General features: G+C 44.1%; 14 protein-coding genes. 3 read left to right on the top strand and 11 right to left on the bottom strand.

Translation table 11 applies throughout. From position 1 onward, the window contains the following. Positions 1-26 precede the first annotated feature (26 nt). Genes tdh through ISG33_RS08170 form a run of 3 tightly spaced genes read right to left on the bottom strand, consistent with a single transcriptional unit; the run spans position 27 to position 3,408 of the window. Complete coding sequence (tdh, locus tag ISG33_RS08180) at positions 27-1,055, bottom strand: L-threonine 3-dehydrogenase (protein WP_195733740.1); 1,029 nt, start codon at positions 1,053-1,055, stop codon at positions 27-29. 41 nt (positions 1,056-1,096) lie between these two features. Further along, positions 1,097-2,302, bottom strand: coding sequence for a glycine C-acetyltransferase (gene kbl / locus ISG33_RS08175; protein WP_195733127.1), 1,206 nt, complete (start codon positions 2,300-2,302; stop codon positions 1,097-1,099). 59 nt (positions 2,303-2,361) lie between these two features. After that, positions 2,362-3,408, bottom strand: coding sequence for a glycosyltransferase family 9 protein (locus ISG33_RS08170; RefSeq protein WP_195733126.1), 1,047 nt, complete (start codon positions 3,406-3,408; stop codon positions 2,362-2,364). A gap of 53 nt (positions 3,409-3,461) precedes the next feature. On the opposite strand from ISG33_RS08170, the gene ISG33_RS08165 reads away from it, so the two are divergent. Then, a complete protein-coding gene (locus ISG33_RS08165; RefSeq protein ID WP_229333505.1) occupies positions 3,462-4,328 on the top strand; it encodes a 3-deoxy-D-manno-octulosonic acid kinase in 867 nt (288 codons plus the stop codon). Positions 4,329-4,433: 105 nt separating this feature from the next. On the opposite strand, the gene ISG33_RS08160 is transcribed toward ISG33_RS08165, so the two are convergent. Beyond that, positions 4,434-5,924 carry a capsule assembly Wzi family protein gene (locus ISG33_RS08160; RefSeq protein WP_229333504.1) on the bottom strand — a complete coding sequence of 497 codons (1,491 nt, stop codon included), beginning with the start codon at positions 5,922-5,924 and terminating at the stop codon, positions 4,434-4,436. Positions 5,925-6,148: 224 nt separating this feature from the next. Here ISG33_RS08160 and coaD point away from each other — a divergent pair, with 224 nt between their 5' ends. Next, positions 6,149-6,637, top strand: coding sequence for a pantetheine-phosphate adenylyltransferase (gene coaD, locus ISG33_RS08155; RefSeq protein ID WP_195733125.1), 489 nt, complete (start codon positions 6,149-6,151; stop codon positions 6,635-6,637). Positions 6,638-6,673: 36 nt separating this feature from the next. Here coaD and mutM read toward each other — a convergent pair whose 3' ends face one another. The 6 genes from mutM to ISG33_RS08125 all read right to left on the bottom strand — a co-directional run bounded on the left by mutM (position 6,674) and on the right by ISG33_RS08125 (position 10,607). Continuing rightward, a complete protein-coding gene (gene mutM, locus ISG33_RS08150) occupies positions 6,674-7,486 on the bottom strand; it encodes a bifunctional DNA-formamidopyrimidine glycosylase/DNA-(apurinic or apyrimidinic site) lyase (RefSeq protein WP_195733124.1) in 813 nt (270 codons plus the stop codon). A 9-nt stretch (positions 7,487-7,495) separates the two neighbouring features. Further along, complete coding sequence (locus ISG33_RS08145; RefSeq protein ID WP_195733123.1) at positions 7,496-7,972, bottom strand: hypothetical protein; 477 nt, start codon at positions 7,970-7,972, stop codon at positions 7,496-7,498. 17 nt (positions 7,973-7,989) lie between these two features. Further along, on the bottom strand, positions 7,990-9,054 hold the full coding sequence (locus ISG33_RS08140) for a CDP-glycerol glycerophosphotransferase family protein (protein WP_195733122.1): 1,065 nt from the start codon (positions 9,052-9,054) through the stop codon (positions 7,990-7,992). Between the two features lie 105 nt (positions 9,055-9,159). Next, on the bottom strand, positions 9,160-9,315 hold the full coding sequence (gene rpmG / locus ISG33_RS08135) for a 50S ribosomal protein L33 (RefSeq protein ID WP_136252789.1): 156 nt from the start codon (positions 9,313-9,315) through the stop codon (positions 9,160-9,162). 9 nt (positions 9,316-9,324) lie between these two features. Continuing rightward, positions 9,325-9,561 (bottom strand): 50S ribosomal protein L28, encoded by a 237-nt coding sequence (rpmB, locus tag ISG33_RS08130; protein ID WP_195733121.1) that lies wholly within the window; start codon positions 9,559-9,561, stop codon positions 9,325-9,327. Positions 9,562-9,845: 284 nt separating this feature from the next. After that, positions 9,846-10,607, bottom strand: coding sequence for a glycosyltransferase family 25 protein (locus ISG33_RS08125; RefSeq protein ID WP_195733120.1), 762 nt, complete (start codon positions 10,605-10,607; stop codon positions 9,846-9,848). A 191-nt stretch (positions 10,608-10,798) separates the two neighbouring features. Between ISG33_RS08125 and ISG33_RS08120 the strand changes: the two genes are divergently transcribed. After that, positions 10,799-11,530, top strand: a complete 732-nt coding sequence (locus ISG33_RS08120; protein ID WP_195733119.1) for a cupin domain-containing protein — start codon at positions 10,799-10,801, stop codon at positions 11,528-11,530. 115 nt (positions 11,531-11,645) lie between these two features. On the opposite strand, the gene radC is transcribed toward ISG33_RS08120, so the two are convergent. After that, positions 11,646-12,320: a RadC family protein gene (gene radC, locus ISG33_RS08115; protein ID WP_195733118.1), complete on the bottom strand. Its 675-nt coding sequence runs from the start codon at positions 12,318-12,320 to the stop codon at positions 11,646-11,648. Between the last annotated feature and the right edge of the window lie 15 nt (positions 12,321-12,335).

The raw sequence follows: 12,335 nt of genomic DNA, 5'->3' as shown, positions 1-12,335 counted from the left end.
ATTTGTTTCTGATTAACTCTTTATTATTAACGTTGCCAATCAAGCAGCACTTTGCCAGATTGGCCCGAGCCCATTATGTCAAAGCCTTCGGCGAATTCATCAACCGCAAACTGGTGAGTGATAATAGGACTTAAGTCTAGACCACTTTGCAGCAAACTCACCATTTTATACCAAGTTTCGAACATCTCGCGGCCATAAATGCCTTTCATTGTTAGACCTTTAAATATCACTTTGTTCCAATCAATCGCAACATCTTGTGGCGGAATACCGAGCATGGCAATCTTACCGCCGTGATTCATTTTATCGAGCATGTCTCTAAATGCTGCTGGAACACCCGACATCTCAAGCCCGATATCGAAGCCTTCAGTCATACCTAGCTCGTGCATCACATCCTGCAAGCTCTCAGAAGCCACATTGACTACTCTAGTGGCCCCCATTTTCTCTGCTAGATTAAGGCGATAATCGTTGATATCAGTAATCACAACATGCCTTGCACCTACGTGCTTTGCAACCGCAGCAGCCATTATTCCAATCGGTCCTGCGCCAGTAATCAGTACATCTTCACCGACTAAATCGAAAGACAAAGCTGTATGAACGGCATTGCCAAAGGGGTCAAAAATAGCAGCCATATCATCAGAAATATTGCTCGGTATTTTAAATGCATTAAAGGCTGGTATTACAAGGTATTCAGCAAATGCTCCTTGACGATTCACACCAACCCCGGTTGTATTGCGACATAGGTGCCTGCGCCCTGCTCTGCAGTTTCGGCAATGACCACAAGTAATATGCCCCTCACCTGACACTCTGTCACCAAGCGCAAAGCCAGCAACCTCTTGGCCGATATCAACCACCTCTCCCACATATTCATGACCAACAACCATAGGCACAGGTATCGTTTGCTGTGACCATTCGTCCCAATTGAAAATATGCATATCGGTACCGCAAATCGCGGTTTTGCGTATCTTGATCAGTAAATCGTTTGGGCCCATTTCAGGTAACGGATTATCGGTCATCCAGATCCCCGGCTTGCGATGCAACTTCGCCAGTGATTTCATCTGAGTTTGGGTTTGAGCTTGGGACTTAAGTGCTGAGTTCATTAGATGACCCCTAGTTCTTTACCTACCTCAATAAAGGCATCGACTGCTCTATCGACATGAGCAATGCTATGAGCTGCCGACATTTGCGTACGAATACGAGCTTTTCCTTTCGGTACGACTGGAAAAGAAAAACCGACGACGTAAATGCCACGTTCGAGCATTTTATCGGCCATAACACTAGCAAGCTTCGCATCACCTAACATAACAGGGATGATCGCGTGATCTTTTCCCGACAGAGTAAAGCCTGCAGCTTCCATTCTGCTTCTGAAATGAACGCTGTTGCGTATCAAGGCATCACGTAAATCTTTGCCATTTTCCATCATTTCGAACACTTTTAATGATGCTGATACGATAGGCGGTGCAACCGAATTTGAAAACAAATATGGACGAGAGCGTTGGCGTAACCATTCGATCACTTCTTTTTTGCCTGAGGTATAGCCACCTGAAGCGCCACCTAGTGCTTTTCCGAGCGTGCCGGTAAGAATGTCCACCCTTCCCATCACGTCGCAGTATTCGTGACTGCCTTTACCATTCTCACCCACGAAGCCCGTAGCATGACAATCATCGACCATTACCATAGCATCGTATTTGTCGGCTAGGTCACAAATACCTTTTAAATCAGCAATCACACCATCCATCGAGAAAACACCGTCGGTAGCGATTAACTTAAAACGCGCACCATCGTCAGTTGCCTTTTTTAATTGCTCCTCAAGTGCAGCCATATCATTGCTTGCATAACGGTAGCGCATGGCTTTACTCAAACGCACACCATCGATAATGCTGGCATGATTGAGAGCATCGGATATAACCGCATCTTCAGCTGACAAAACGGTTTCAAATAAACCGCCATTTGCATCGAAGCAAGATGGGTAAAGGATAGTATCTTCGGTACCTAAAAAGTCAGAGATTTTTTGCTCAAGCTGTTTATGTATATCTTGTGTACCGCAAATAAAGCGAACCGAAGCAACGCCGAAACCATGAGAGTCAAGGCCTGCTTTGGCTGCTGCAATTAAGTCGGGATGATTCGCCAAACCCAAATAGTTATTGGCGCAAAAGTTAACAACTTGTTCTTTTTCGGCCCCGTTTCCGCCAACTTCGATATCGGCATGTTGCTGCGAGGTGATCACGCGCTCGTGTTTATATAAGCCTTCTGCTTTTGTAGTATCGAGCTGCGCTTGGATGTGCGAGATAAAACCCTGTGACATAGATTACCCTCAAATAAGTAAAGCTAATGATTTCAGACTGGCGCATTGTCCAGTATTGTTTACTCACTGTCTAGTTGACTAAGGGCTAAGTCGACCTTTTTAAGAACACTTTGTACCAGTAAGTGCGTCATTAAATCTTTACCTTTGGCGCGAATCCCCCAAGGTAAGTACACCCACTTTTTACCTTTTTGCTCTTTTATGTGTATTTCATAAACCGAAGCGGTGCACTCTTGTGATAGGTATGGCCCAGTTCTTCTGTAGTTGCTGTGCGCATACAAGCCCACAACCTTAGTGCCCATAGCCGTAGCCATATGCGCTGGGCCAGTGTCTGGAGCAAGCACTAGGTCGGCCTTTGCTAACACAGCAAGCATCTGCTTTAACGATGTTTTAGCTACCAAATTCAAAGCGATACAATCACTTTGCGCTAAAATACGCTCCGATATATCGGCATCTAATGGGCCCGGACCGCCACACAATACTACCTTATATCCCTTGTCGGAAAGATGCTTAGCAACGGCCACGTAACCATGTACAGTCCAATTTCGTTCAGCCTTTGAAGCAGCGGGGCTGATCACAACATATTTTCCTAAAGACTGCGTTTGTCGCGCTGCCCATTCCCAGTCGTCTTCCGACACTGGCATTTTCCAGCTAGGAGTCTGCACCTTAGGAATATCGAGCTTGTCTGCAAAACCCATAAAGCCATCAAGCACATGAGCATATTGTTTGGCTTCAATATATTCGTTGGCAAAAAGACGATGCCCCTCTTTACTTCGCTTCCAATCGAAGCCAATCCTGCGCTTAGCTTTAACCACTCGTGATAATAAATTTGCGCGAAGCGCCACCTGCATTACAAACAACGCATCAAATACTCGCCCGTTTAAGGCATTTTTCACCTGCTCCTTTGCAGCCTTCCCCGCTTTCTTATCATAAATAATAAACTCCACGCCGGGCATGCCTTCGATTAATTGGTGTTCAATCTTACCAATTATCCAAGTTATTTTGATATCGGGGCGATATTGCTGGATACGCGTAACCATAGCAACGGCATGGCAAACATCACCAATAGCGGACAAACGCAAAATACAAAGCTGAAAGGGTGTACTCAAAAGAATTCCGTTAGGCTAAAGTAAAGTTTTTTTGTTATCTTACACCAAACACAATGCTTTTACAGAGCCCGTCGTTATTCATTATGATTGAAACCTATCGCCATAACAGCAATGAATACATACTGTTACCAAGTCATAGCCAGTGGAATGAAACAGTACAAACAAACCATGAGGACGAAAAGCCGGACAATGCACTTGCTAACATTGCACGCTTATTCGACAACAGTTGGTTAGCCGCTGAACAGCTGATCACAAACACAGCTAATGGTAGGGGGAAAGTATACTTCTTTGAGGCGATGGAGGAAAAGTGCGTGCTTCGTCATTATTACCGTGGTGGCTTGGCAGCAAAAGTATCGAAGGACCGTTTCGTATACAGCAGTATGCAAAAAACCCGAGCGTTTCGAGAAATGAGCATATTATCGCTTTTATTTCAGGCTGGCCTCAACGTACCCAAACCACTCGCAGCCAGGGTGGTCAGAACAGGGGCCTGCTATACAGCCGATATCATTACTGGCGAAATAGAGAAGGCGCGAGAGCTTCACGATATCCTTCAGACGAAACCGCTTGATGAACCTATTTGGCGCGCCATCGGTGAAAGCATCCGGAAAATGCATAACGCGCAAGCATTCCACCCTGATATAAACGTGAAGAATATACTTGTTGAGCTATCGAAAGATGGAGATGTAAGCAGCAATGTGGCTTCGCTGAAGCAACATAAAAGCAAAATTTCCTTACTTGATTTTGATAGCTGCAAAATCCGCAAAGGCGAGGCATGGAAGAGAGAAAACCTCGCTCGCTTTAAACGGTCGCTTGATAAGCAAGCAAAAAAACATCCGGAATATCACTTCGAAGAAAAAAACTGGCGCTGGTTAGAACAGGGTTACACTCTTTCAGTCATTCCTGCGAAAGCAGGAATCTAGGCCCTTGCCTACGCAAGGGAGACGGCATCGGTGTCATTCCTACAACACCCAGTCATTCCTGCAACACCCAGTCATTCCTGCGAAAGCAGGAATCTAAAAAAGCACCTAGTCAAAGGCGTAAGTGGCATTAAAATATATAACGCCATCAACCTGATTCCGTTCATCCTGCCCTTCCACCAAGTCGCGTGACTCTATACTACCACCCACTTTGAGTAACCAAGCGCCAAAGGGGCGTTGATAAAAGCCACTAAGCTGAATGACATCTTCTATGTTTCCACCAGTTAACACTGGTGATGGGCGTGTACCGTCGGCGTTAAGTTCGGCAACACGTAAAATTATTTCAGCGATTGCGCCGCGTTCAAAGCGCCAATTGCTGCCAAGCGTTATCTGTTTCGCGTCACTATCAAAAGTACTACCAATTACGCGATCGTAATATCTGTAACCGCTTGTATAAGTTCCATTTTCATAAAAACAGTTCACGCTAGTGTCGTTATCGCCACTACAAGATATGTTAGTGTCGCTTGTTTCTAAGTAAACTTTTGTGGAGCCAAAATAGGTAGAAACACCGAACAAATTAGCGTTGTCTGTAATGCGAATACCACTTTTGGAATCCTCACCAATACGCTGAGCATAAATCGAAACGGGGCGTTCAAAAATATCGAAGCTATATTTGATATCGTAGCCTGCTAAATGATTTCCAGCTTTGCTGAGCTCATCTTTAGTGCACGATTCACGCCCCAAACATACCTCTTGAAAGGTAATAACATCTATTAGAGTATCGAAACCGCTGGGATTGCCTTGACCACCCCACATCACAGCCCATGAGGCACCAATTTCAAGACGTTTGATTGGGCTGAACGTAAAGCGATTCAGCAATAGATTGGTGTCGGGAACCTCTCGATTGTCTTCCAATCGCCCAATTTGACTAGTCAGGTACCAAGGTCCGAGCCATGACAGCCATGGGCTTTTTGAAGCCACTGCGCTTGAGCGAGAAAATGCAAGTGTGGGAATAGGCCGAGCATTGTTCGATAAAATCAAGCTGCTTGATTGACCTGGTCCCCACCATTGATCAATAGCGCCAGCGCGTAAATTCCAATCACCAAATTGATACGCTAAAAAACTATTATCCAGATTTTTGTTGCCGCCTTCATGATAATTTACTGATAACTGGGCACTAACACGCCCCCAATAGAACTCATTGCTTATCTTCCCGGAAGCTTTTACATCTTCAGGCCCGTCGAACGAAGTAAAGCGATTCTGATCGCTCGAAGCCTGTAATTCGAGAAAAGTTCTTCTTTTCTGCTGCTTTTGTAGATACAAATAGTGTGACAAGCGCTGAGCAGCTTGCTTTGGGGTATCGGCCATATCACTGAGATCGAGCTGCAGTATAAGATCAGCAACACCTCGCCATGGCACCGGATACGTGATCACTGTTGCATCTAAATAACCCCATTCCTGTAAAGTTTGCAGGTCGTAATGAAGCTGCTTGTCTACTGTGCCCACCCATGGTGACGCAAGTGCCTTCGATGCGTAAAAAACATAAAGAACAGCAAGCAAAAGTGCTGACGATTTGAGCATTAAGTTAGTTTTTTTCATGGATGCAAAAAACACCTGAGATCCTTCTATTATTTAACAGAGCTGAGACTTGACCGTTGCAACACTTCCGATGCGCGCAAAACATAGTCAATTGCTCGAGAATGAGCTGTAATAATACCTTATTCACCCCAAGTTAGACACAATTACTGTTCTTTTCGTTGCAATCATTGGCAATATTCAGTTACTGTTCATTTCCTTGAAAACAACCAGCAGGCCACGAATGCATGACACAGATTAAAGCTATTTACCCTGGTACTTTCGACCCGATTACTAACGGTCATGCGGATCTCATTGGAAGAGCATCAAAAATGTTCTCACATGTGATGGTTGCGGTTGCTTATAATCCGAATAAGAATCCCCTCTTCAGCCTTGAAGAAAGAGTGAAACTGGTAACGGAAGTCACCAAGCATTTACCGAATGTTGAAGTGAAAGGTTTCACAGGCTTGCTCGCCGATTTAGCAAAAGCTGAAGATGCAAATATCCTAATTCGAGGCTTACGAGCGGTGTCTGATTTTGAGTTCGAATTTCAACTTGCCAATATGAATCGCCGACTGAACCGTGATTTAGAAAGTGTATTTCTCACCCCTTCTGAGGAAAACTCCTTCATTTCATCGACCTTGGTCAAGGAAGTAGCCCTTCATAATGGTGACGTGAGTGGTTTTTGCCCGCCTATTGTCGTTGAAGCGCTCAACACACGCCTGCACAGCAAATAAGCCCTGAAGCATAGGGCGTCGGGGTTTTTCCGTCGCCTATTTCTGACACTTGATACAGAAAAAAGTGTTCCGTTGGCCAATCGCTTTTGAACGAATAGGTGTTTTACAGGTGTCACATTCTTCACCGGCGCGCCCGTAAACCAATAGCTGCTGCGCAAAGTAGCCCGGATTCCCATCGGCTTGAGCGAAGTCTTTAAGAGTTGTGCCGCCCTGCTCTATCGCTCTCGCAAGGACTTGCTTTATATTTTGTGTAAGCAGCCTATAGCGTTTCAAGCTAACTTTACCGGCAGCCCTGCGCGGGTCGATTCCCGATTTGAATAAGGACTCATTTGCATAGATATTGCCCACGCCAACCACGACTGAATTATCCATAATAAAGCTTTTGACTGGGCAAAGTTTGCCACGCGACATATCGAATAAATGTTTGGCGTCGAAATCATCCGTTAAAGGTTCAGGCCCAAGAGACGACAGTACTTTTAGTGGTGCTTGGTCAGGAGCTTGCCATAAACACGAGCCGAAACGACGAGCATCGTTCAACACCAACTTTTTACCCGTATTTAATTCAATTTCAAGATGGTCGTGCTTTTTTCTCGGCAAGCCAATATCGACCACTCGCATCTTCCCCGACATGCCAAGGTGCAAGACCATGGAGCCTGGGTCGGTATTCACAAACAAATATTTCGCACGCCGAGTAACTGAGCGTACTATTTGCCCACAACTTAGTTGTATATCATCGGGCACTAGCCAGCGCAATTGCGGTTGATGCACCAATATTTTACTTATGGTGTTCCCTTCTAAAAAAGGCGCGACACCAAGCTTCGTTACTTCAACTTCAGGTAATTCAGGCATTAACAGGGGCTACCATTGAGTGAGTTGCGCTAAAGTAGGAAAATCTAACAAAAGGGCCTCATCATTTAATAAAACATATGCTTGCCCATCTATACGCTTAATCGGCACAACAAGCCCATTGCGTTCACCGGCAAGCCATATAACAACAATGTGGTCGGGCTGCGCTAATTGCGCTACTTCAATCCTTGTTTGCCTTTTGAGCAAAGCGCGCTGCCAATAATCGACCAATGAAGTTAGCTCGCCTGCTTGTGGTAATGATGACTGCAGATTATTTACCGAGTCTGGGTTTATGCGCCAAGACGTGCCAGCGCGTTCGATAACAACTTGGTCAATTTCAAGGCTAAGTATCAAACCACCCTCTTCAACAATAGGAAAAGGAAGATCTTCGGCGCTGTTTTGGAAGTTACCAATATTCAGCGCAATAATCATGGTGAGCATTGAAAAAATAATCACGTTATTCCACGCTTTTTGAGACAGTCTAGCCATTAGTTAACCCTACGCATTTATTTACCAAGGTGAAGTGAGTTGTTGCGTGTCCAGGGCCAATAATTTTCTTGCTTGCGAAGTTTCAGATTGCGCAAAAAATTCGCAGGCTTTTTGCCTTTTGCATCCAAGCCGTATTCAATTCGTTTGATGGCTTCATCAATGATGCGCTGAGACGATCTACCATCGTTAAAAGGGTGATACTGTTGAGCGAAGAGAGCAAAATTATCAGCTTGTACATCGGAGTTAGCAAAAACTGAATCGATAACTTCAACTAGCTTTTCCGCATCTTCAAAGTTACACAAATATTCATCAGGTAGCGAGTTCTTATAAGTCACAACCGGTTTGTGCAACAGCAACGACTCGGCGATCACCGAAGAGGTGTCTGAAAGTACTAAATCACAGTCACGAATTAGGGTCATAACATCGCTACTATCAACTATGTGCATATTAGGGTGTTTGCTAACCATTGATTGGTAGAGCTGAATTGCGTCATTTGCCATTTTTGGATGAAACTTAACAATAATATCGTGTCGATTTTGGGCCGCCAACTTGTCTAATTCAGGGAGTAAATCGTAAACACTTGTTAGTCGCGGTGAGAAAGTAGGCACATACAAAATTTGCTTTTTGCTTCGTTCTGCGCTGCTAGCGCCCACAGGAAAAACATTATCCATTTTTGGCCAGCCCGTTTCCACAACATCAAAGTAACCGTGCTGCTGAGCAAACTCCTCAAAACGAGTGGTGAAAAAAGGACCTTGGGTGCAGTACAAATCAAAAGAGCCTCGTATTCTAAAATGGCCTTTCTTCTTCCATTCGAAACCATGGAAAAGCTGTACTTTCAAACCTGGAATAAAATCGGGCACTACGTTACCAGTTACAAACACGGCATGAGGATTGAATTTCACAGCGTCGGCAATAGAGGTTGTCATGTTTTCGTCTTCGTGAAATAACGAAGTATTAACCGCTTTACCAAGTGCTAACCATAATATTTCATCGCCACGCTCACGCATTATTTTCTGCATAGGGCGCAATATTTCAAAGGTGTAATTCTGCTGTACAAGCAAAACAAAGCGATAGCGTTTCATCTGTTGCCAAAGGAATAAAATTGATGATGAAGATATTAGCAGATAAAGCCAAAAACAAAAAACCCAGCATAAGCTGGGTTTTCGTGGAGACAAATTGCAAGCTTATTACTTGATCTTTGCTTCCTTGAACATAACGTGTTTGCGAACTTTTGGATCGTACTTTTTGATCTCCATTTTGCCCGGCATGTTACGCTTATTTTTGTCTGTGGTGTAGTAGAAACCCGTACCAGCAGATGAAACTAACTTGATTTTATCTCTCATGGGGATTCCTTAAACTTTTTCGCCACGAGCACGGATATCAGCTAACACTGTATCAATGCCTTTTTTATCGATAATACGCATACCTTTAGTAGTAAGGCGTAATTTCACGAAACGGTTTTCACTCTCAACCCAAAAACGGTGAGTTTGAAGATTTGGCAAAAAGCGACGACGAGTCGCGTTTCTAGCGTGTGAGCGGTTGTTACCCACTGCAGGACGCTTACCTGTAACTATACAAACTTTTGACATCTTATTGTCTCCAGAAAAACTGTTTGCCGTCTAACCCAAGCAAACAAATATTGCTGTTAAACGTCTTTAATAATGAGGGCGCATTTTATACAGGAAACAGCAACTCAATTCAACTAAAACTTGTTTTTAGGGCGATCTTTTTTACTTTAGACCATGTTCGCTGTTGTTTTATTAAGCACTTAAATTCACACAATACAACCGACACCAAAGATAATGCATAGTATTCAGATAGTTATCGAGTCCAAGCGCTATTTTTGCTGATTTTACCAGAAATCGTACTAATTCTATTTGCTATCGAGTTTTTGAAGCCGCTTTTTCAATTCTTTTTTATTTTTGAATAGGAAATAAAAACGACTATGCACTTGTCGCCAAAAACTCTTTTTGGCTCTCTGCCTGAGTGCTTTTTCATCAATTTCACTTGGGTGACTATTATCGATCTCAACCGAATACGGCTTTAAACCATACACTTCTAAGTCCTTTTCCCACCAGTACTGGATATCAATGTCGATAGGGCGCTGAATGCAATATGCTTGCTTCTGCCCTTTTTCAGAAAATAATTTTTTAGCACCACTGGCACTTATCACTTGAGCATAAGTTCCTTTCGGCACTTTATTATAGACAACCAAGGAAGCATCATCATGACTAATTTCACGTACAACCTTACGTTTAATGGGAAACTCAGCCAGTTTTATAATATCCCAAGGCATATCTAAGGTTTGTAATTTGTCTAAGGTAGGCAGAAAGTGTTCATTCAGTAAGACGTCGTCTTCTAGCACAATGGCGTAATCGAGTTCTTGCTCAATAATCATTTGCCAGACCTTGAAATGACTTAAGTAACAGCCAATTTCACCTAAATTAAGCTCTTTGTAATAGTCTGACTGCTCAAAATGATAATATTGCCCAGCTTCATCTTCCGAGAGCCCGCCTCCCGGCACGGCTTCTACCTTCTCGAATTCTTGATCTAGTGACGCGAATTGGCGCGCAAAAGCATCGAGTCTTTCCGTCGACTCAGCCAAATTAATGACAAAAATTTTCCATTTTTTCATTGATTGCTGTTTGCTCTTAGTTTCAGTTTAGCGAATGATAACGTAGTTTGGACTGTGGATACATAGGCGCACATTTACGACAACGCAGTTTTTACGAATGAAGTAGATAAAATCCGTAATTTGTTTCAGTCTTTGTAAGCGCACTTACTTTGAATCATACAGTCTATTATGCAGATAACCGGAGAGCCCCCGTGGAAATTAGAGCCAACTTTGATGAAGCCGTATTAGTTCACAGCGACGAACTCGATTGGGTTGAGTCACCTATGGCAGGTGTCGACCGCCGCCCACTGGACCGTGTCGGCGCTGAAGTCGCACGTGCAACCTCTATTGTTCGATATGCAGCGGGGAGTCATTTTTCAGCTCACGTCCACACAGGTGGCGAAGAATTCATAGTGCTTAGTGGCGTTTTTCAAGATGAGCATGGTGATTTTCCGGCCGGTTCCTATATTCGCAACCCACCACAGTCGAAACATACACCGGGATCCGATGAGGGCTGCGTCATTTTTGTAAAGTTATGGCAGTTTCAACTTGATGATCGCACTCATGTTCGAAAGAAAATTAGCGAGCTTACATACCGTCCTGCCCCATATCTAGTGAATCAAGAGGCTGAGCTTGGCGCTATTGATGCTACCAATTTAGTTAGTGAAGCCCTCTTACATGCTGATGAATTTGAGAACGTCAAACTCCTGCAAGTAAAACCCAATACGCCAATCAGGGTTGATGACCCAGGCGGCATAGAATTGCTTGTGCTGGATGGTGAATTGCTCGCCCTAGAGCAAACAATGCGCAAACATAGCTGGCTTAGGCTACCGACTGGCATGGTGCTTAATGCTGTTGCAAGTAACAAGGGCGCAAGTATTTGGATGAAAACTGGAAATCTAAGCGATGTAAATAAACAAATTGAGCGAGTAAAAAAAGCCTAGAACTGCCGATAGCATGCTCAATATAGAATGGGCGTGAGCTTACGAGTCTCACGCCTAACTCTTATTCAAACTTAGGCTAAATTAAACCAAAGGCCAAGCTTGAATCAGGTCTAATTTACAATAGCCCTCGCTGCGCAAAAGACACCACAGAGCTATCCCCAACGACAAAATGATCTAGCACTCTCACATCTATCAGTTCCATGGCCCGCTGTATTCTGTTAGTTATTTGTATGTCTGCTTGGCTGGGTTCCGCCACACCGCTTGGATGATTATGGGCTAAAATAACAGCTGCAGCGTTGTCTTCTAAAGCCTGCTTCACAAGCTCTCTTGGATAAACTGCTGCTGAATTGATTGTGCCTGTAAACATATCACGAAAGGCAATTAACTGATGCTGGCTGTCGAGCAACAACATCGAAAACACTTCATGAGGCTTGTCGCGCAATCGGGCGAGTAAGTAGCTAGAGGCAGAATCAGCGTGAGTAAAGCTGTGTGGTTTTTGAATTGCCTCGGCGAGTGAACGCTTTGAGAGTTCAAAACATGCGTTCAAGGTCGCAAATTTAGCCAAACCAAAACCGGGAGTGCTACCTAGCTGTTTTTTGTTTGCGCTTATAATAGCTCGTACCGAGCCGTGCTTCGCCAAGGCATCGCGACCTAGCTCAACGGCGTTTTTGCCTTTAATGCCGTTACCGATAACGATACCCAAGAGCTCAGCATCGGAGAGTGTTTCAGCACCAAATTGTAGTAATTTCTCGCGTGGCCGCTCATGTTGCGGCCAATTTGTGATTTTCATATTTCCCTTCCTTGG

It is taken from the genome of Marinibium conchae, assembly GCF_015595035.1.
Taxonomy (GTDB): domain Bacteria; phylum Pseudomonadota; class Gammaproteobacteria; order Enterobacterales; family Alteromonadaceae; genus Glaciecola.
The sequence above is the reverse complement of the archived record's forward strand: the minus strand, read 5'-3'. Positions and strand labels throughout refer to the sequence as shown.

Coding starts and splice junctions, on each gene's coding strand:
- tdh (WP_195733740.1), bottom strand. CDS start 1,055: ATGAAATCACTGGCGAAGTTGCATCGCAAGCCGGGGATCTGGATGACC.
- kbl (WP_195733127.1), bottom strand. CDS start 2,302: ATGTCACAGGGTTTTATCTCGCACATCCAAGCGCAGCTCGATACTACA.
- ISG33_RS08165 (WP_229333505.1), top strand. CDS start 3,462: ATGCTTTTACAGAGCCCGTCGTTATTCATTATGATTGAAACCTATCGC.
- ISG33_RS08160 (WP_229333504.1), bottom strand. CDS start 5,924: ATGAAAAAAACTAACTTAATGCTCAAATCGTCAGCACTTTTGCTTGCT.
- coaD (WP_195733125.1), top strand. CDS start 6,149: ATGACACAGATTAAAGCTATTTACCCTGGTACTTTCGACCCGATTACT.
- mutM (WP_195733124.1), bottom strand. CDS start 7,486: ATGCCTGAATTACCTGAAGTTGAAGTAACGAAGCTTGGTGTCGCGCCT.
- ISG33_RS08145 (WP_195733123.1), bottom strand. CDS start 7,972: ATGGCTAGACTGTCTCAAAAAGCGTGGAATAACGTGATTATTTTTTCA.
- ISG33_RS08140 (WP_195733122.1), bottom strand. CDS start 9,054: ATGAAACGCTATCGCTTTGTTTTGCTTGTACAGCAGAATTACACCTTT.
- rpmG (WP_136252789.1), bottom strand. CDS start 9,315: ATGAGAGATAAAATCAAGTTAGTTTCATCTGCTGGTACGGGTTTCTAC.
- rpmB (WP_195733121.1), bottom strand. CDS start 9,561: ATGTCAAAAGTTTGTATAGTTACAGGTAAGCGTCCTGCAGTGGGTAAC.
- ISG33_RS08125 (WP_195733120.1), bottom strand. CDS start 10,607: ATGAAAAAATGGAAAATTTTTGTCATTAATTTGGCTGAGTCGACGGAA.
- radC (WP_195733118.1), bottom strand. CDS start 12,320: ATGAAAATCACAAATTGGCCGCAACATGAGCGGCCACGCGAGAAATTA.